The sequence below is a fragment of the Haloarcula rubra genome (genome assembly GCF_019599465.1).
Lineage (GTDB): Archaea > Halobacteriota > Halobacteria > Halobacteriales > Haloarculaceae > Haloarcula > Haloarcula rubra.
Genome location: NZ_RKLR01000001.1, coordinates 229,740 through 247,095, shown reverse-complemented (window position 1 = coordinate 247,095; position 17,356 = coordinate 229,740). Strand labels below are relative to the sequence as shown.

Below are 17,356 nucleotides of genomic sequence, written 5' to 3'. Positions count from 1 at the left end.
AATCTTGGTGATAAATCATTATATATTCTCTAGGGGCGTATTATCATGAAAGACCATTAAGTTTATACTGTCGCCGCGAGCACCGTGTAGTACATGCCCCGGACCGTCATTCTCGGCGTGATTGGTTCCGACGCTCACGTCGTCGGTATCACGATTCTCGAGCAGGCGCTCTCGGCCGCTGGCTTCGAGGTCGTCAACCTCGGCGTCCAGACCTCACAGGCCGAGTTCGTCGACGCAGCGAAAGCTCACGGCGCCGAGGCTGTACTGGTCTCCTCGCTGTACGGGCACGCCCGGCAGGACTGTGAGGGGTTCCACGACCTCCTGGAGTCCGAAGGGCTCGACGTCCTGACCTACGTCGGCGGCAACCTCGCCGTCGGGCAGGACGACTTCGAGTCCACCCGCGAGACGTTCCGCGAGATGGGCTTCGACCGGGTCTTCGACGCGGAGACCGACCCCGAAGACGCCATCGCGGACCTCCGTCGTGACCTCGAACTCACGGCCACCGAGGGCGAGCAGGTCAGGGTCGACAGCTGACCATGCTCACGGACACGAGGCTCGCCGCCGACGAGCTACAGCACATCGCGAACGACTTGCGGGACAACTGGCACACGGGCCGGCAGGTCGACTTCGAGGAAGCAATCGCCTTCCACGAGTCCCTCCCCGCGAGCAAGCAGTTCGCGCCGGTTCTCGAATCCGCCGACCAGCCGCTGTTACAGCCCCGTGCCGGCGTCCCCCTGCTCGAAGACCAGATAGACCTCCTCCGGTACTTACAGGACGAGGGCGGTGCAGACCTGTTGCCCACCACCATCGACTCCTACACGCGTGACAACGAGTACGAGAAAGCGGAGGAGGGCCTCGCGGCCTCTCGCAACGGCGACGCCGACGAACTCAACGGCTTCCCGGCCGTGAACCACGGCGTCGAGGACTGTCGTCGCCTCGTGCGCGCGCTGGACGCACCGATAGAGGTGCGCCACGGGACGCCCGACGCGCGCCTGCTGGCGATGGTCACCCTCGCGGGCGGGTTCCAGTCCTTCGAGGGCGGCCCGATATCCTACAACATCCCCTACACGAAGCGTCACGACCTGGAGACGACCATCGAACACTGGCAGTTCGTCGACCGGCTCTGCGGTGCCTACACCGAACGCGGCGTCACGATCAACCGCGAACCGTTCGGCCCGCTGACCGGCACCTTGGTGCCGCCGTGCATCGCCATCGCGGTGATGCTCGTGGAGGGCCAACTCGCGGCCACGCAGGGGGTCCGCTCGCTCACGCTGGGCTACGGACAGGTCGGCAACGTCGTGCAGGACGTCGCCGCCCTGCGCGCGCTCCGTGAACTCGGCGAGGAGTTCCTCCCCGATTCGGTCACCGTCACCACCGTCTTCCACGAGTGGATGGGCGGGTTCCCGCCGGACGAGGCCCGCGCCAACGGTGTCATCAGTCTCGGCGGCGCGACGGCGGCCGTCGCCAAACCGGACAAGGTCATCACGAAGTCCCCACAGGAGTTCCAGGGCGTCCCGACGAAGGAGGCCAACGCCTCCGGGTTGCGCACGACGAGACAGCTCATCGACATGATGATAGAGCAAGACATCGACCTGAACGGCATCGACGAGGAACAGCGCCTCATCGAGCGCGCGACCCGCGCGCTGATGGACGCAATCTACGAGGCCGGCGACGGCGACGTAGCGCAGGGGGTCGTCCGGGCGTTCGACTCGGGCGCGATGGACGTGCCGTTCGCGCCGAGCGACGCCGCCGCCGGTGCGGTCCTCCCAGCCCGGGACGACGACGGCCGGGTGCGCATCTTCGAGTTCGCCGACCTCGCCCTCCCCGACGACATCAAGGAGACGCACAAGGCTCGACTCGGCGAACGCGCGCGGACGGAGGGCCGTGACCAGTCGTTCCGGATGGTCGCCGACGACGTCGACGCCATCAGCGACGGCAAACTCATCGGGCGACCGACCGGGAAACGGGGAGGTGCCAGCGATGCGGATTGAGGAGGTCCGTGCGGTGCCGGGCCTCTCCGGGTTCTTCTTCGACGACCAGCGCGCTATCAAGGACGGCGCGACCCAGCGAGGGTTCGCCTACGACGGCCAACCGGTGACCGACGGCTTCGAGCGAGTCCGAGAGGCCGGCGAGTGTCTCATCGTGGAACTCGAACTCGCCGACGGCTCAGTCGTGACGGGCGACTGCGCCGCGGTGCAGTACTCCGGCGCCGGCGGCCGGGACCCGCTCTTCCGCGCCGACGAGTACCGTCCGGTCGTCGAGGGGACCGTCGCCGACACGCTGCGGGGCCGGGACGCGACGCTGTTCCGGGAGAACGCCGAGACGCTGGAGGCCATCGACCCGGAGCGCTCCGGCGGTGACCGCCTGCACACGGCGGTCCGCTACGGCGTCTCGCAGGCGCTCCTGAACGCCGCCGCTCGCGCCCGCGGACAGACGCCGACGGCCGTCCTCGCGGCGGCCTACGACACCACGCCGGCCACGTCGCCGGTCCCGGTGTTCGGCCAGTCGGGCGACGAGCGCCGGACCAACGCCGAGAAGATGCTCATAAAGGGCGTCCCCGTCCTCCCCCACGGCCTGTTCAACAGCGTCGAGAAGGTGGGTGAGGACGGCAAAGGATTACGCGAGTACCTCGCGTGGCTCTCGGACCGCGCGGGCGAACTCGGCCCCGAGAACTACGCGCCGCGGTTCCACGTCGACGTCTACGGCATCCTCGGGAAGGTGTTCGGCCCGCCGTACGACCGCACCGAGGTCACCGACTACTTCGAGACGCTCCGGGAGGCCGCCGCGCCGTACCCGCTGCAGGTCGAAGGGCCGATGGACGCCGGCGGCCGCACCGAGCAGATCGAGCAGATGGCCGAGTTGCGCGAAGGGTTACGGAGCGCCGGTGTCGACGTCGACATCGTCGCCGACGAGTGGTGCAACACCTTCGAGGACGTTCAGGCGTTCGTCGACGCGGGCGCGGCCGACGTGGTGCAGGTGAAGACGCCGGACCTCGGCGGCGTCCAGCGCTCCGCCGAGGCGGTGCTGTACTGCGACGGGACGGACACTCGCGCGTACCTCGGCGGGACCTGCAACGAGACGGTCACCTCCGCGCGGGCCTGTGCCCACGTCGCCCTCGCGACGGACGCCGCACAGGTGCTGGCCAAGCCTGGCATGGGCTTCGACGAGGGGTTCATGGTCGTCACCAACGAGATGCGACGGGCGCTCGCCCGTCAGCGCGGCGGCCGACAGGAGGTGCAGGCCGATGACTGACTGGAGCGACCCCGACGCCCTCGACTGCTCGGACGAGACGACGTTCGACGCCTTACTGGACCGTGCCGACACCCGCGAGAAGGGCCACTACTTCGAGTTCTTCGCGGAGGGCGACGAACTCACTCACGACCCCGGACTCCGCCTCTCCCGGCACGGGAGCGAGCAGTGGATGGGCCAGACCCTGAACCACGACCCGGCGTACTGGCGTTCCGACACGGCCCGCGAGCGCGGGTTCGACGGCGTGCCCGTCCACCCGGACTACCTGCTGGCCTGCGTGATGGGTATCACGGTCGAGGACCTCTCGGAGAAGGGCGGCTACTTCCTCGGCCGGACAGACGTCGAATTCCACCGGCCCGCACGGCCGGGCACCGAACTCGCCGTCACCTCCCGCGTCGTCGACACCCGGACCTCCTCGTCCCGGCCGGCCTACGGCATCGTGACGTGGGCGACGGAGGGCCGGGACCGCGAGACGGGCGAGACGCTCGTCTCCTACGAGCGGACGAACATGATTCCGCGCCGGGAGCCAGCGGCGACGGACGGCAGCGGGTCGATGGCCGACGGCGAAGCAGACCCCGAAGCGCCCGACATCCCCGACACGCTCCTCACGCCGGACGGCGGCCACTTCGAGGACTTCCGTGACGCCCTCGAACGCGCCCGCGAGGAACAGGCCGCCGTCGCCTACCGCCACGAACGCGGTCGCACCATGGACGACCAATTGGTCGCGGGCCTACCGCTGGCGACGCTCAACACCGCCCGTCAGCACCACAACCGCGACGAGATGGCCGACTCGCCCTCGGGCGACATCGTCGCCTACGGCGACGTGACGCGCTCCATCGCGCTGGCTCACGCCCGCTCGGACGAAGCGACGTACCGCGAGCGACGCTTCGAGGACGAGCGGTTCCACTCGTTCGTCACGCTCGGCGACACGATATACGGCTTCACTCGAGTCCTCGACTGTGACGCCGACGACGGCCCCGAAGAGGCCGGCGCGGTCACCTTCGAACACGTCGCGTTCAATCAGGACAGCACCCCGGTCTACAGCGGCCGGCGAACCGCACTCGTTCAGCGCTCCCAATGACAGACACACGACTCTGCCGCACGTTCCAGACCGCACCCGCTGCCGTCCCGCGTGACGACAGCGCGAAGTTCCTCGACTCCGGCCTCACCAGCGAGGGGTTCCAGACCCCCGATTGGCTGGTGCCGGACATCGAGGACGGCACCGCGCCGTCGATGAAGGAGGAGGCCGTCGACAACATCGTCGAGCGAGTGCCCGACCACGCCCCCGACTTCGCCGGGAAGATTCTCCCGCGCGTCGAGTGGGCCTACGACGGCGCTCAGTTCCGCGAGCGCGGGACCGAACAGGTCCGCCGCCTCGCGAGCGAGGTGGGCGAGCATCTCGACGGCGTCGTCTTCCCGAAGGTCGGCCGTCTCGACGACGTGCGCGAGGCCGCTGGGGTGCTGGCCGACGCCGAACGCGACGCCGGCCTCGACGACGGGTCGCTGGAGATGGCCATCATCCTCGAGACGGCGGCCGCCCGCTCGGACCTCCGAGAGATTTGCCAGTTCGCCACCGACTCCAGACTCTCGGGTATCGTCTTCGGTCCCGTCGACTACACGGCCGAACTGGGCGGTCGGGCGCTCCACGGCGAGCGACCGCGCTGGGACGGCCTGCTCGAAGCGATGTCCAACGAGACGAGCGCCGCGGGCATCGTCTCCATCGGCGGCCCGTTCGACCAGTTGTTCCACGAACGCGCCGGCGTCACCTACTACAACGCCGAGGGGTACGCCGACCAGGTCGAACACGAGGCGACCATCGGCATCGACGGGTCGTGGTCGCTCCACCCCAAACAGACCGCGCAGGCCAACCGCATTCACATGCCCAGTAGCGACGAACTGGACCGGGACCTCTCGAAGATAGAGGCCTTCAACGAGGCCAAGCGCGAGGGGACTGGCGCCGTCGTCGTCGACGGCCAGATGGTCGACGAGGCGACGTACAAGAACTTCGCCAACACGGTTCTGACGGTGCGAGCCATCGACGACTCGCACCCGGACCAGACCGGCCAGTACTACGACGACAGTCTGTTAGAGCGGGCGCTGAACGTCGAGTTACAGTTCAACTGACTGACGGTGGTGCTCGGTGCGGCGCCGTTCCGACGGGTCGAGTCCGTCTGACCTACTCGAAGAAGTTCCCTAGTCGCTCGGCCGCCTCCTCGACGCGGGGCGTCACGAGGGCGAACCGTATCCAGTCCGACCGGGACTCGCCGAACGCCTCCCCGGGCATCCCGGCGACGCCGGCCTCGTCGACGAGTTCGTAGACGTTCTCGAAACTGCCGGCGAAGTCGGGGAACCGCGCCATCACGTAGAACCCGCCCTCCGGCCGGTTGTACTCGGCGCCTGCGGCGTCCAGCGCCGCACAGAACGTGTCGATGCGCCGTTCGAGGCGGCGCCGACACTCGGCGTAGTACTCCGGCGAGGTGGTCTGTAAGGCTCGTTCGACCGCGTACTGGGCGGGGCGACTCCCGCTGACGTTGGTCAGCATGTGTCGTGTCGCTGCGCGGTCGACGAGGTCACCACTCGGCCCGTCGGGCGACGGGAAGACGGCGTAGCCCACCCGCAGTCCGGTTATCGCCATCGACTTCGAGAAGGCGTTCGTGGCGACGACGTTCGGCGAGTCGTGTTCCAGCGCCGACGCGAACCGGCCGGCGTAGTCGAAGTGGTCGTACACCTCGTCGCTGACCAACAGCGCGTCGTGGTCCTCGGCGATAGCGACGAACTCGGCCATCGCGTCGGCGTCGTAGATGGCACCGGTCGGGTTGTTCGGCGAGTTGACGACGATGACGCTCGTCTCGTCGCTGGCGGCGGCCCGCACGGTCTCCGGGTCGAGGCGGCCGTCATCGCCCGCGGCGACGAACGTCGTCTCCGCGTCGAGGAAGTTCGCCCGGCCGGCGTAGTAGGGGTAGACGGGGTCGGTCAGCACAATCTCGTCGCCCGAGAAGTGGTCCAATCCGCCGGTCATCGCGAGGTGGTTGGCCTCGCCCGTCCCGTTCGTGACGACGACGCGGTCGACGGTGACGTCGCGTCTGGCGGCTATCTCCTCGCGGAGCGACTTGAGGCCACGGCTGGGCGCGTACTGGTACTCGTCGGCGTCGGCCTCGGCGTAGTCTCGGAGACCGTCCCGGAGTCCATCCGGCGGGTCCCAGTCGGGGTTGCCCGATACCATGTCGACCACGTCCCGGTCGGCCCGGGCCGCGTACTGCATCACCCGGAAGAACTGCGGCGTCTCGTAGTCCATACCAGCGGTCGGCGCTCCGCGGCCGTCTTTCTTTCCGTTACTGCCTGACGTAGAGGGTCAGGACGCCGAGTGCGAGGAGCAACGCCCCCCACAGGAGGTCCGACCCGGGCAGGAACCCGAGGACGAGCGTGACGATACCCGAGGAGACGAGCGACCAACCGAGGGTGGTCTGGTAGGCCATAGGACGTGTTGGTGACCCAGACGGAAAGGTCCGAGCCCCGCGACTGAACGCTTATCCACGCCCGCGTGCAACGACCGGCCATGACCGACGACGAGACACCTATCGAGGAACGCGTCGGCGACGAACTCCGCGACCGCGGGGAGACAGTCGCCGTCGCCGAGTCCTGTACCGGCGGCCTCGTCGGGTCGCTGTTGACCGACGTCCCGGGCTCTAGCGACTACTTCGACCGCGCCATCGTCTCGTACTCCTACCGTGCGAAACAGGAACTGCTGGCCGTCTCCCGCGAGGCTCTGGACGCCCACGGCGCCGTCTCCGAACCGGTCGCCCGCGAGATGGCTCGGGCCGTCCGAGACACCGCGGGGACCGACTGGGGCGTCGCTACCACGGGCGTCGCCGGCCCCACCGGAGGCTCTCCGGAGACGCCGGTCGGGACCGTCTACGTCGCCGTCGCACACGCCGCGCCGTGGGAGACGAACGACTCCGACTGTACGGTCACTCACTACGAGTTCGACGGGTCCCGAACGGAGGTCAAGACACGCATCGCCAGACAGGCGCTCACGGACCTGTTAGACGCCACACAGGAGGAGTAGCAAAACCTATCGGGTGGCCGTCCATCGAACCGCGTAGATGGACAAACGCGGCCACGTTCTGAACGCGGTCCTGTTGAGCATCGGGCTGGGGTACGTCCTCGACCCCTCCGGGGACGTCTCGACGTTCGCGACCATCGCGGAGGTGTTCCTCCCGGTGGTGCTGGGGGCGCTGTTCCCCGACGTCGACACGGCCTTCGGGAAACACCGGAAGACGCTCCACAATCTCCCGGTTCTCCTCGTCTTCGTCGCCCACCCAATCTACCACGGCGGCAACCTCCAGTGGGTGTGGCTCGGCGTCCTGACCCACTACGTCCTCGACTATCTGGGGTCGAAACGGGGCATCGCGCTGTTCTACCCGCTCTCGGACACCGAGTACGGGTTCCCCTCGGGGGTCACCACGTCCAGCGACAGGGCCGAAATCGTCACTGTTGCCGTCACGATATTCGAACTCGTCGCCATCGCGGCGCTGGTCCACGTCCTGCCGCAGTACCTCCCGCCAGAGATAACGCAGACACTCGCCGAGAACACGGCGCTCGTCGCTTAGTACACTTTCACGTCGTCGAACTGGCCGTCGTAGGCGACGTGGTCCGGGTGGGTCGGCGCCGTCCCCTGGAGCATCACCCGGTCGAACTTCTCCCAACTGTTCTCGTAGCCCAGATGCGCGAACTCCAGCCCACGGCGGAGCGTGTGGCTCAGTCCGTCGCGGTGGACGATTCGCCGCGGGACCTCGTCTCGTAGCGCCTGCGCCAACTCGTCTGCCGTCTCGAACGCCTCGTCGAACGCCGTCCACGCCTCGCCGATGCTCCCGGTGAGGTGGGCGTACGACGAGGCGAACGTCGACAGTCCCGTCTCGCGGGCGAACCGCCGGGCCCGCCGATTGTGGTGCGGGAGGTGTTTGGGGTTGTACACTTCGACGGCGTCGATGGTGCTGTTGTACGTCCGCAACGCCTCGATACCGAGGCTCACACTCAGGAATCCGGGGTGGGGGACGAGTACCGCCGCTTCCTGTCGCTGTAACTCGGCCATCGTCCCGTCGAGGGTCAGAAAGTCCGGGACCTGTTCGTCTAAACCGACGGCGAGGACGTGTCGGCGTCGCTGCCACGTCCCCGTGAACAGTTCTCGGCCCGGGAAGACGGTCAACTCGTCGTCGGAGAACCGCTCGGCTCTCGCACGGATGTCCGGCAACCGCGTGAAGTGCGGGGCGTACACGAGGGCGTCGAGCCCCCGTGCCTTCGCTCGCTGGACGACACGCTCGTCCAGAATCTTGACGTGTAGGTCGACGTGGAACCCCTCACTCGTCACGGCTTTCGCTATCCCGGTGTCACAATTAGAGGTTTCCATTTACGGGAGTCGTCCGGCGTCGTGGCGAACGCTTTTGGTGTCGCACGGCCTGCCTCTCAGCAATGTCACGCTGGGAGTGTGCTATCGAGGGCGACGACAGCCAGTTCGACCGCGTCGAGGACCTCATCGTCCACCAGTCGACCGAACACGACCGCGTCTCGTGTAAGGTGTGCGGGACCGTCGTCCCCGACGGGTACTTCGCTATCAAACACGCCTTCGACGAACACTCGCGCGCGGAGTACGTCCGCGCCTACGACGCCTCCGCCGCCGAGGTCAGGCGTCGGGAGAACATCAAGGAGTCCGTCGAGTCCACCGCCGACATGAGCGAAGTCATCGACAGACTGGAAGGCTGAGAGGCCACCTCTCACCTCGGTACGCTGCGGCGCGACCCCCGTTACAAAAACGCGGCGGTGACGCCGTCAGACGGTCGGGCCCCGCTCTTCGTCGTCTCAGGGATCGCTACGCTCCCCCTCGACCGTAACTGGCCTACCGTTCCTCGCTGTCCAGCACCCGAATCTGGTCGCCACGGACGGTGACCGGAATCGGGACCGTAGCCTCGTACAGTTCGACGGTGACCTGGTCTTTCCCCTCGTCGATGCGCTGGACCTGCGCCTTCTCGCCTTTGAACGGCCCGGCGATGAGTTCGACGATGTCCCCTTCGGCGATGCCCTCGACGTCGGGTTTCGGCGACAGGAAGTGTTCGACCTCCGCGATGGAGGACTCGCCCTGCACCACGCCGTTGGCGTGGGGGATCTCGTCCAGGATGCGGTCGAAGACGGCGTGGTCGTCCGCCTCGACCATCACGTAACTCGTCAGCGAGTCCGGTGCCAGCGCCGCGTGGATGTCCGGTTCCTCGCGGTTGATAATCATGTCTGCGACGGTGCGCTCCTGGCTCGCCGTCGTCTTGACTGCGTAGATACCCATCTGTTTACACCGGTTTGCTGCCGGGGACGAAGGTCATTATGGCGAAGATGATGAAGCCGACGAGGCCGACGAGCATGATGCCGGCACCGGCAATCTTTGCGATCTGCGAGAACTCCTCCCACGACGGCGTACTCGCCAGTTTGAGTACGCGAACGTAGGAGGTGAGGTCGTACGGAACGTCCATACCGAGGCGTACCCACTGGTGGCTTTTCTATATTGTGGTGCGCGACGGCCTGCGGGTGTCAGTCGTCCGCAACCGCCGACCGACCGGACCGACGCGTCGCCGACGGCTGTCGGGCCGTGTCGTCTCGACCGAGCGTGTCGGCCGTCTCGGTCATCCGCTCGGCGACGGCGGACTGCTGGGCGCTCAGTCGCTGTGTGGAGGCCTGCAACTGCTTGACGGCGGCCCCGAGACCTGTGGTGTTGGTGCTGAGTCGCTCCATCGAGTCGCCGAGTGCCGATAGCGCATCGCTGACGTCGGTATCGCCGTTCGTGCCGGTTTCGGACATACACGGTACTATACGGTCGTCGAACCTCGCTTGGATACCTAACAAGTTAGGAACGGGTGGCAGACCCAGTCAGCGGTTCATCGACTGTCCGCCGGAGAGACGACTGACGGTCTCGTTGATCTCCTCGACCTGCCGGGTCTGCTCGCGCGTGTTGGCCGCGGCGTCCTGCATCTCGGTCGAGACCTCCTCCGCCCGGCGCACGACTTCGTCCAACATGCTCGCTATCTCCTCGGTGCTCGCGGCCTGGTCGTCGGTGGCCTCCGAGACCTGTTCGATGCCCCTCGCCGTCTCCTCGATGGCGGCGACGATGTCGGTCAGGGCCTCGGTCGAGTTCTCGACCTGTTCGATACCACGCTTGACCTGTTCGTTCGTCGCCTCGAGGTTCTCGACGGTGTCCTGCGTGTCCGCCTTGATTCGCCCGACCATCGCCTCGATTTCGGACGCACGTTCCTGTGACTCCTCGGCGAGGTTCTTGACTTCGTCGGCGACGACGGCGAACCCTTCGCCGGCCTCGCCCGCCCGCGCGGCCTCGATGGATGCGTTCAGCGCCAGCATGTTCGTCTCGTCGGCGATGTCGTCGATGACGGCGACGATTTCGTCTATCTCGTCGACGCGGTCACGGAGTGCGGACACGTCCTCGGCGACCCGCTCCGTGGACTCGCCGACGTCCTGCATGACCCGTTCCGTCTCCTCCGCGGTCTCTTGCACCTCCGTGGCGGCGTCGTCTGCGTTCCGGGCCGTGGAGGCCACCTCGTCGCTCGTCGAGGCTATCTCCTCTATCGTGGCCGAGAGCGATTCGACCTCCTGACTGACGGTGGCGAGCGTCTCCGACTGCTCCGTCGACAGTTCGGAGACCCGCTGACTGCTGTCGGCGACCGACTCGACGGAGTCGTGGAGGCTGTCGGTCCGTCCGGCGACGTCGGTGACGATGTCGTCCAGTCGCTCGGCCATCTGGTTCAGCGAGTCGACGACGTCTAGCAGTTCGTCGTCGACGTAGTCGGTCTCGGTGACGGAGGCGCGGGCCTGCAGGTTCCCGGCTTCGATGTCGGCCATCGTCCCCTGCAGTTCCGCGACCATCCCTCGGAGTTGGTCCTGCCGGCGCGCGTCTTCGGTCCGGTCCTGTATCATCTCGACGACGCCGGTGAGCGTGCCGTCCTCGTCGTACATCGGGGCCGCGCTGAACCGGATGTGGCGGTCCTCCCCGTGGGCGTCTTTCATCACGCTCTGGTCGGCGTAGAGCGTGTAGTCGACGTCTTCGATTCGCGGGACGCCGTACTCCTCGTCGGCGGACTCGGGCGCCTCGATGACCTTCTCCGCGAGGGTCATCGACCGGCGTCCGTCGTGGTAGAACGCCGGTCCGACGACGCCGTGTTCCTCGGCGAGTTCGACGGCTTCGGCCTGTGACTCGCCGGTGAGGGCCGCGATAGACCTGTTCCAGTGCGTGATGGCGCCGTCGCCGTCGAGGACGAAAATCGGTGTATCGACGTGGTCCAGAATGAGCTGATAGTCCAACGGACCGCCGCCTGTCCCGCCACCGCCGATTCGCGTCTCGTCTGTCTCCTCTGTCTCGACTTCCGCATTCGATTGTTCGTGAGATGCCGGCCGACCTGTTCCCATATACCTGAACAAAGCCAAATCTACTCCTATAATACTTATCTTTACTCACCAACAGGAAGTCGAGCGGGTCGTTCGACGGCGGACCGGTTACGACGAGAACTGCGCCGCCCGTGACGGGTCCACTCAGTCGACGTAGTCGATGTCGTCGCCCAGTTGCTGGGCGGCCTTCTCCTGTTCGGCCTCGCTCTGGCCGTATATCTGCGGGGACTCGACGCCGGTGACGACTATCATGGTCTCCATCTTGCCCTCGAAGTCGTTGTTGATGGACGCGCCCCAGATGATGCGGGCGTCGGGGTCGATGCGGTCGTATATCTCCTCGACGACGCCCTCGGCCTCCTCGATGCTCATGTCGGGACCGCCGACGACGTTGACCAAGGCGGAGTTCGCGCCGTCGAACTCCACGTCGAGTAGCGGCGAGCGGAGCGCCGAGCGGATGGAGTCCTGTGCCTTGTTCTCGGAGTCGGACTCGCCGAGCCCTATCATCGCGACGCCGCCGTTCTCCATGATGGTGCGGACGTCGGCGAAGTCGACGTTGACGAGGCCGGGCTTGGTGATGAGTTCGGTCATCCCCTTGACCGAGCGCATCAGGACGCGGTCACAGATTTTGAACGCGTCCTGCAGGGGCATCGACGGCGCGTAGTCGAGCAGTCGGTCGTTCGGGACGACGATAACCGTGTCCGAAACTGCGCGGAGCCGTTCGAGGCCGGCGTCGGCGTTGGCCCGGCGGCGCTCACCCTCCGCAGTGAACGGGATAGTGACGATAGAGATAGTGAGAGCGCCGGCCTCCTGTGCGGCCTGCGCGATGACGGGGGCCGACCCCGTCCCGGTGCCGCCACCGAGACCGGCGGTGACGAACACCATGTCTGAGCCGTCGATGGACTGCTGGATGTCCTCGATGTCTTCCTGTGCGGCCTCTTCGCCGATTTTGGGGACCGAGCCGGCACCGCGACCACCGGTGCGCTTGCGGCCGATGAGAATCTTCGTGTCGGCTTTCACCTCGTCGGCGAGGTGCTGGGCGTCCGTGTTGGCGGCCACGAGTTTCGCCCCGTGGATACCCTCCTCCATCATCCGGGTGACGGTGTTGCCGCCCGCCCCCCCGGCACCGACGACGGTAATCTTCGTCTCGAGGTCTTTGACGACGCTCGCGAGTTCGTCGTCGGTCATCGTCCCCGACGTCGACATGTCCTCTCTGCTCGGCGTCGTCTCGGTTGCCGTCTCGCCGTCGGAGGCCGCGTCCTGTTCCTCCTCGGCCTCGTCGATGGCGTCGTCGATAATCGAGTCCATATTTAAATCCCCGTTGCAGACGAACACTCATTAGTTTTCCCCCTGTGTCTGACACTCGTCTGACGATTTGGTCGCCGCCTTCGGGCGTTTTGCGGGCCGTTTTCTACAACGTAAATCGGCGTATACGTTCCCGTTGGAACCGCTCGGGCCCGATTTCTTCACCATCGACCTCGACAGACTGGCCCGCGGAGAGCTTTCCGAACTTCGGTCCTTCGGGCACGCCCGCGGTGCGTGCGAGGTCCGGGTCGAACCGCTCCTCGCGAGCGACGAGGGCACCGTCCTCGCGTTCGACGCTGTCGTAGCGCTGGCGGAGGACGTCGGCCAACGCCGCGACGGCGTCGTCGCGCGAGCGACCGGCCGGCAACACGACGGGCCCGGTGACGACGGTGCCGTTCTGTTCCGTGTCGAACGCGAGTGCGTGGTCCTCGAGCCACGACCGTACCGTCGCCTCGTCGATGCCGACGGCCTCCGAGAGCAAACCGTCTGGGAGGTCGACGACGGCCCACTCGTCCGTGTCGCCCCTCGCCGGGTCACCGAACCGCAGACCGGCGTCGACGGGCGTCACCGCCGCCTCCAGCGCTTCGACGAGGGCCAGCGAGATACCGCTGGTCTCCCGGACGAACGTCTCGTCGACCACGCGGTAGCCGAGCGACTCCAGCGTCGCGACGAGGTCGGGGCGGTCGTCTTCCAGTAGCGCGTAGTCGGCCTCGCTGGCGGCGAAAGCGCGGTCGAGGACCGCTCTCCGCTCGGTCTCGTCGTCGGCCCACTCGTCGAGGGCGTCGAGTAACCAGTCGGCGGCGACGTGGCCGACCGACCAGTCAGTCTCGCGGACGACCCGTTCGAACCGGGGTGCGTAGTGACCGCCGCCGAAGCCCACGAGGTGCCGACGCGTGCCGTTCTCCCGCGGGGCGTCGGCCGCGACGCCGCGGACGTCGAGGATGGCCTGCGCCACGGCGCGGGCGGCGTCGGGGTCGCGCCACTGTGCCTCGGCACTCCCGACTTCGACGAACATCGAAGGCACGCCGACGTCCGTCGGGCCGTGGTGCGTACACTCCATCCCCACCTCGTAGTCGTCGGGCGCGTGCTCCGTCAGGGCGTGGACGACGGCGCGGTGGGCGTTCGGACACGCCCTGGCGAACTGCCCCGCCTCGCCGCCGAACTCCGCCGCGCCGAAGTTGCCGGTGTGGTGGGCGGTCAGCAACTCGTCGGTCTCTCCGGCGTGCCGGGAGGCGAACGCGAGACAGTCGGGGTCGTCGAAGGCCTCGGCGACGCCGTCGAGTTCGAGGTGGAGCGCGTCGAACTCGCGGAGTTCGGCACCCTCGGTCCGGTAGACGGTCCCGCCACCCTCGCCGTCCGGTCGGCCGTCGTCCGTCGTCTCCGACCACGCTTCGAGTTCGAGGAGGTGCTCGCCGACGTGTGTCGACGCTTCGTCCGCCCGTGAGACGGCGATAGCGAGCATCAGTCGGCCTTGTCCACGTGGACCGGTTCGTTACCCAACGCCGTCCGGAAGGCGTCGCCGGCCAGTCCGAGGAGGCGTTTCAGCGACTGCCACCGCAGGGCGAACAGCACGACGCCGGCGACGATGTACAGCGCCGTGTACCCCAGCAGGAGGTCGTGGCTCGATATCGGGAGCACTATCAGGTCCCGGATGAGCGCGAACTCGACGAGCACCTGACTGATGAACAGCACGAACAGCAAGACGGCCTCGCGGACGGATATCTCGAAGTTACAGAGCAGTGCCAGCGCGAAGAACGACTGGCCCGCCGTAATCCATATCTCGGCGGCCTGTCGAGCGTCGAACGGGAGGACGCCGTACCGCCCCAGCGCGATGGAGTAGACGACGGCGATGGTCCCGATGAGGAGCGTCCACTGGTTGAGCTTCGAGGAGATGAGCGCGTTGAACCCCGCCGTCGACCGGGCCTTGTTGACGAGGACGGCGACGACGATGAGCTCCGGCGACTCGCTCGCCAGCGGCGCTATCCACTGAATCATGAAGAACGAGGGGACGCCGATTTGCAGGCCGATCTCCTCCAGGCCGTGGGCGAACGGCTCGACGGCGGTGAATATCATCACCCCGGAGTAGCCAAAGAGCACGAGGACGACGAGCGGCCGCCACGGCAGCGACCACGTCTGGAAGTACTGCGGGACGCCGACGGTGTGGTCGTGTGCCTCGATGTCGGACTTAAGGACGAGGCCGATGTAGGCCACGTACAGCCCTACGAGGAACAGCGTGTCGAGCGCACCGATGCCGCCGCCCAGCGGCACGGCGAACGCCCACGCGGTGGCCGCCAGCAGGAACGTAATCTCCGTCGCGATGTCCGTGTCGAGTTGGACCACGTCGGCCATGAAGCCCTCGCGCTTCTGGACGGCGGGGTCCTGCGTCGACGTGGACCGGAGGATGGTGAACACGGCGATGCCGGCCCACCCGATACCGATGAGGATGCGGTTGGCACCGGTCATGTTCGCGATGGCGAGGTTGGCGTCGTGACAGGCCTGTGCGAGCGGTGTCTCGCCGGCCTCGATCGCGGCCGCCGAGAGTCTGGCACACGCCTCCGTCGTCGCCCCGCCGGCCCCCGCGTTCCACGCGAACAGTGCGTCGACGGCGTACTCCGGCGCGACGGCGAGAACCGCGAGGACGGCGATTGCGAACGCACGGGGGACGTCTTTCTCTGCCGTCTCCGCACCCCACGCCAGCAGGAAGGAGGCACCGAGAACGGCCAGTCCACTCACAGCGACGGTCGCGACCGTGTCGAAGCCGACGCCGAGGAGGACAGCACCGACCCAACCCGCGGTCAGCGACACCGCGAGGGCCACCTGCACCAGGGGATGACGTAGACGACTCACTAGGTGGTGACAGCACAGGTCAGCGTGAAAAGCTTGCGAAAGTCGGGGCCGGTGGCCCGACCGTGTCGGCACGGGAGCGTGGCGTTCATATCCGAGGCGCGCGCTGGCGGGTGTATGGACGTCTACGGTCTCATCGGCAACCCGGTCGGGCACTCGCTGTCGCCGCCGATGCACGAGGCGGGGTACGAGGCGCTCGGACTGGACGCGACGTACGTCACGTTCGAACCACCGGCGGACGAGGGGGCCGCCGCCGTCGAGGCGGCCGACAGGCTCGGCGTCGCCGGCCTGAACGTCACCATCCCCTTCAAGCAGGACGTCCTCGACGCCGTCGACCCGGACCCGCTGGCCGAGCGAATCGGCGCCGTCAACACCGTCGACTTCTCCGGGGAGACGCCTCGGGGGTACAACACGGACGCTGTGGGCGCCGTGCGAGCCCTCGACCACCACGGCGTCGAGTTGTCGGGGACGGCCGTCGTCGTCGGTGCGGGCGGGGCGGGCCGAGCAGTCGCGTTCGGCCTCGCCGACGAGGGGATGTCGGTCCGTATCGCCAACCGAACGGCGTCGAAGGCCCACGCGCTGGCCGACGAGGTGCCGAACGCCACCGGCCACGGCCTCGGCGACTTCGACGCACTACTGGCGGACGCCGACGTCCTCGTCAACTGCACGAGCGTCGGCATGGACGAGGACGAGACGCCGGTCCCGAAGGCGGCGCTCACCCCCGACCTCGCGGTCCTCGACGCGGTGTACTCCCCCATCGAGACGCGCCTGTTGCGCGACGCCGCCAGCGTGGGCGCGACGACCGTCGACGGCGCGTGGATGTTACTGTATCAAGGTGTCGAGGCGTTCGAGCGATGGACCGGCGAGGACGCCCCGGTCGACCCCATGAACGAGGCGTTACGAAGCGGCCTGTAACCGATAGCGTACCAGCAAGAGATTAGTGCCGGGGGGCAGTATCGTCAGGCATGGGTCTCCTTCAGAAACTGAAGTCTGCACTCGGGCTCAACGGGGCAGAATCTACGTCTGGGTCGGGGTCGTCCGGTGACGTAGACGTCACCGTCGAGCGCGAACCATCTACAGAGAGCGAAGACGCGGTCAAAGGGACCGGGACGGCGGCGACCGAACCCGAAACGGACGTGTCCGACGCCGACGCCGGGGCGGCGACCGAACCCGACGCGGGCGACGCCGAGACGGACGAGGACGACGTCGACGCGACGGTCCCCGAAGCAGAACCGGACGCTGCAGCGGACGCCGAAGCCGAGTCGGAACCGGAACCAGTGCCGGAACCCGAGGCACCCGAGGGGAGCGACGACCCGGTCACCGAGATCAAGGGTATCGGCCCGGCGTACGCGAAGCGTCTCTCGGGGCTCGGCATCGAGACGGTCGGCGAACTCGCGGTGGCCGACGCCGCCGAGATAGCGGCCGAGACGGACCTCTCGGAGAGTCGCGTCGACGGCTGGATAGAGCGCGCCGAGGCGTACTGACTGCTCGAACCGCAAGCGAATTACTCCCCCGCCTGTTCTCT

At 67.3% G+C, this 17,356-nt stretch carries 20 protein-coding genes; 10 read left to right on the top strand and 10 right to left on the bottom strand.

Annotated elements, in window-relative coordinates; all coding sequences use genetic code 11:
• Positions 1-93: 93 nt before the first annotated feature.
• Genes glmS through citE form a run of 5 tightly spaced genes read left to right on the top strand, consistent with a single transcriptional unit; the run spans position 94 to position 5,373 of the window.
• Positions 94-534: a methylaspartate mutase subunit S gene (gene glmS / locus EGH21_RS01390; protein ID WP_220616683.1), complete on the top strand. Its 441-nt coding sequence runs from the start codon at positions 94-96 to the stop codon at positions 532-534.
• A gap of 2 nt (positions 535-536) precedes the next feature.
• Positions 537-1,991 carry a methylaspartate mutase subunit E gene (locus EGH21_RS01385; protein ID WP_220616682.1) on the top strand — a complete coding sequence of 485 codons (1,455 nt, stop codon included), beginning with the start codon at positions 537-539 and terminating at the stop codon, positions 1,989-1,991.
• A complete protein-coding gene (locus EGH21_RS01380) occupies positions 1,981-3,252 on the top strand; it encodes a methylaspartate ammonia-lyase (RefSeq protein ID WP_220616681.1) in 1,272 nt (423 codons plus the stop codon). The genes EGH21_RS01385 and EGH21_RS01380 overlap by 11 nt, the downstream gene beginning before the upstream one ends.
• Entirely contained in the window at positions 3,245-4,330 is a 1,086-nt protein-coding gene (mch, locus tag EGH21_RS01375; protein ID WP_220616680.1) for a 2-methylfumaryl-CoA hydratase, read from the top strand. Before EGH21_RS01380 ends, mch begins: the two co-directional genes overlap by 8 nt.
• Positions 4,327-5,373, top strand: coding sequence for an L-malyl-CoA/beta-methylmalyl-CoA lyase (gene citE, locus EGH21_RS01370; protein WP_220616679.1), 1,047 nt, complete (start codon positions 4,327-4,329; stop codon positions 5,371-5,373). The genes mch and citE overlap by 4 nt, the downstream gene beginning before the upstream one ends.
• A 52-nt stretch (positions 5,374-5,425) precedes the next feature.
• Here citE and EGH21_RS01365 read toward each other — a convergent pair whose 3' ends face one another.
• Entirely contained in the window at positions 5,426-6,544 is a 1,119-nt protein-coding gene (locus EGH21_RS01365; protein WP_220616678.1) for a pyridoxal phosphate-dependent aminotransferase, read from the bottom strand.
• 37 nt (positions 6,545-6,581) lie between these two features.
• A complete protein-coding gene (locus EGH21_RS01360) occupies positions 6,582-6,725 on the bottom strand; it encodes a hypothetical protein (protein ID WP_220616677.1) in 144 nt (47 codons plus the stop codon).
• Positions 6,726-6,805: 80 nt separating this feature from the next.
• Here EGH21_RS01360 and EGH21_RS01355 point away from each other — a divergent pair, with 80 nt between their 5' ends.
• Positions 6,806-7,315 carry a CinA family protein gene (locus tag EGH21_RS01355; protein ID WP_220616676.1) on the top strand — a complete coding sequence of 170 codons (510 nt, stop codon included), beginning with the start codon at positions 6,806-6,808 and terminating at the stop codon, positions 7,313-7,315.
• 37 nt (positions 7,316-7,352) lie between these two features.
• A complete protein-coding gene (locus EGH21_RS01350; RefSeq protein WP_220616675.1) occupies positions 7,353-7,859 on the top strand; it encodes a metal-dependent hydrolase in 507 nt (168 codons plus the stop codon).
• On the opposite strand, the gene EGH21_RS01345 is transcribed toward EGH21_RS01350, so the two are convergent.
• Positions 7,856-8,656 (bottom strand): PHP-associated domain-containing protein, encoded by an 801-nt coding sequence (locus EGH21_RS01345; RefSeq protein WP_220616674.1) that lies wholly within the window; start codon positions 8,654-8,656, stop codon positions 7,856-7,858. The two genes, EGH21_RS01350 and EGH21_RS01345, sit on opposite strands and share 4 nt — an antisense overlap.
• 62 nt (positions 8,657-8,718) lie before the next feature.
• Here EGH21_RS01345 and EGH21_RS01340 point away from each other — a divergent pair, with 62 nt between their 5' ends.
• Positions 8,719-9,009, top strand: a complete 291-nt coding sequence (locus EGH21_RS01340; RefSeq protein WP_220616673.1) for a DUF7565 family protein — start codon at positions 8,719-8,721, stop codon at positions 9,007-9,009.
• Positions 9,010-9,142: 133 nt separating this feature from the next.
• On the opposite strand, the gene EGH21_RS01335 is transcribed toward EGH21_RS01340, so the two are convergent.
• The 7 genes from EGH21_RS01335 to EGH21_RS01305 all read right to left on the bottom strand — a co-directional run bounded on the left by EGH21_RS01335 (position 9,143) and on the right by EGH21_RS01305 (position 15,810).
• Entirely contained in the window at positions 9,143-9,580 is a 438-nt protein-coding gene (locus tag EGH21_RS01335) for a transcription elongation factor Spt5 (protein ID WP_166969030.1), read from the bottom strand.
• Positions 9,581-9,584: 4 nt separating this feature from the next.
• On the bottom strand, positions 9,585-9,764 hold the full coding sequence (locus tag EGH21_RS01330; RefSeq protein ID WP_166969032.1) for a protein translocase SEC61 complex subunit gamma: 180 nt from the start codon (positions 9,762-9,764) through the stop codon (positions 9,585-9,587).
• Between the two features lie 58 nt (positions 9,765-9,822).
• Positions 9,823-10,089 carry a hypothetical protein gene (locus tag EGH21_RS01325; protein WP_220616672.1) on the bottom strand — a complete coding sequence of 89 codons (267 nt, stop codon included), beginning with the start codon at positions 10,087-10,089 and terminating at the stop codon, positions 9,823-9,825.
• A 69-nt stretch (positions 10,090-10,158) separates the two neighbouring features.
• Complete coding sequence (locus tag EGH21_RS01320; RefSeq protein ID WP_220616671.1) at positions 10,159-11,706, bottom strand: methyl-accepting chemotaxis protein; 1,548 nt, start codon at positions 11,704-11,706, stop codon at positions 10,159-10,161.
• A gap of 123 nt (positions 11,707-11,829) precedes the next feature.
• Entirely contained in the window at positions 11,830-12,990 is a 1,161-nt protein-coding gene (gene ftsZ / locus EGH21_RS01315; protein WP_220616670.1) for a cell division protein FtsZ, read from the bottom strand.
• A gap of 103 nt (positions 12,991-13,093) precedes the next feature.
• Positions 13,094-14,449, bottom strand: a complete 1,356-nt coding sequence (locus EGH21_RS01310; protein WP_220616669.1) for a D-aminoacyl-tRNA deacylase — start codon at positions 14,447-14,449, stop codon at positions 13,094-13,096.
• Complete coding sequence (locus tag EGH21_RS01305; protein WP_220617282.1) at positions 14,449-15,810, bottom strand: sodium:calcium antiporter; 1,362 nt, start codon at positions 15,808-15,810, stop codon at positions 14,449-14,451. Before EGH21_RS01305 ends, EGH21_RS01310 begins: the two co-directional genes overlap by 1 nt.
• A 138-nt stretch (positions 15,811-15,948) precedes the next feature.
• Here EGH21_RS01305 and EGH21_RS01300 point away from each other — a divergent pair, with 138 nt between their 5' ends.
• A complete protein-coding gene (locus EGH21_RS01300; RefSeq protein WP_220616668.1) occupies positions 15,949-16,746 on the top strand; it encodes a shikimate dehydrogenase in 798 nt (265 codons plus the stop codon).
• A gap of 50 nt (positions 16,747-16,796) precedes the next feature.
• Entirely contained in the window at positions 16,797-17,315 is a 519-nt protein-coding gene (locus EGH21_RS01295; RefSeq protein ID WP_220616667.1) for a helix-hairpin-helix domain-containing protein, read from the top strand.
• The last annotated feature ends 41 nt before the right edge of the window (positions 17,316-17,356 follow it).

Coding starts and splice junctions, on each gene's coding strand:
- EGH21_RS01365 (WP_220616678.1), bottom strand. CDS start 6,544: ATGGACTACGAGACGCCGCAGTTCTTCCGGGTGATGCAGTACGCGGCC.
- citE (WP_220616679.1), top strand. CDS start 4,327: ATGACAGACACACGACTCTGCCGCACGTTCCAGACCGCACCCGCTGCC.
- EGH21_RS01350 (WP_220616675.1), top strand. CDS start 7,353: ATGGACAAACGCGGCCACGTTCTGAACGCGGTCCTGTTGAGCATCGGG.
- EGH21_RS01295 (WP_220616667.1), top strand. CDS start 16,797: ATGGGTCTCCTTCAGAAACTGAAGTCTGCACTCGGGCTCAACGGGGCA.
- ftsZ (WP_220616670.1), bottom strand. CDS start 12,990: ATGGACTCGATTATCGACGACGCCATCGACGAGGCCGAGGAGGAACAG.
- EGH21_RS01345 (WP_220616674.1), bottom strand. CDS start 8,656: ATGGAAACCTCTAATTGTGACACCGGGATAGCGAAAGCCGTGACGAGT.
- EGH21_RS01355 (WP_220616676.1), top strand. CDS start 6,806: ATGACCGACGACGAGACACCTATCGAGGAACGCGTCGGCGACGAACTC.
- EGH21_RS01310 (WP_220616669.1), bottom strand. CDS start 14,449: ATGCTCGCTATCGCCGTCTCACGGGCGGACGAAGCGTCGACACACGTC.
- EGH21_RS01320 (WP_220616671.1), bottom strand. CDS start 11,706: ATGGGAACAGGTCGGCCGGCATCTCACGAACAATCGAATGCGGAAGTC.
- EGH21_RS01330 (WP_166969032.1), bottom strand. CDS start 9,764: ATGGACGTTCCGTACGACCTCACCTCCTACGTTCGCGTACTCAAACTG.
- EGH21_RS01325 (WP_220616672.1), bottom strand. CDS start 10,089: ATGTCCGAAACCGGCACGAACGGCGATACCGACGTCAGCGATGCGCTA.
- EGH21_RS01385 (WP_220616682.1), top strand. CDS start 537: ATGCTCACGGACACGAGGCTCGCCGCCGACGAGCTACAGCACATCGCG.
- EGH21_RS01335 (WP_166969030.1), bottom strand. CDS start 9,580: ATGGGTATCTACGCAGTCAAGACGACGGCGAGCCAGGAGCGCACCGTC.
- glmS (WP_220616683.1), top strand. CDS start 94: ATGCCCCGGACCGTCATTCTCGGCGTGATTGGTTCCGACGCTCACGTC.
- EGH21_RS01300 (WP_220616668.1), top strand. CDS start 15,949: ATGGACGTCTACGGTCTCATCGGCAACCCGGTCGGGCACTCGCTGTCG.
- EGH21_RS01340 (WP_220616673.1), top strand. CDS start 8,719: ATGTCACGCTGGGAGTGTGCTATCGAGGGCGACGACAGCCAGTTCGAC.
- EGH21_RS01380 (WP_220616681.1), top strand. CDS start 1,981: ATGCGGATTGAGGAGGTCCGTGCGGTGCCGGGCCTCTCCGGGTTCTTC.
- mch (WP_220616680.1), top strand. CDS start 3,245: ATGACTGACTGGAGCGACCCCGACGCCCTCGACTGCTCGGACGAGACG.
- EGH21_RS01360 (WP_220616677.1), bottom strand. CDS start 6,725: ATGGCCTACCAGACCACCCTCGGTTGGTCGCTCGTCTCCTCGGGTATC.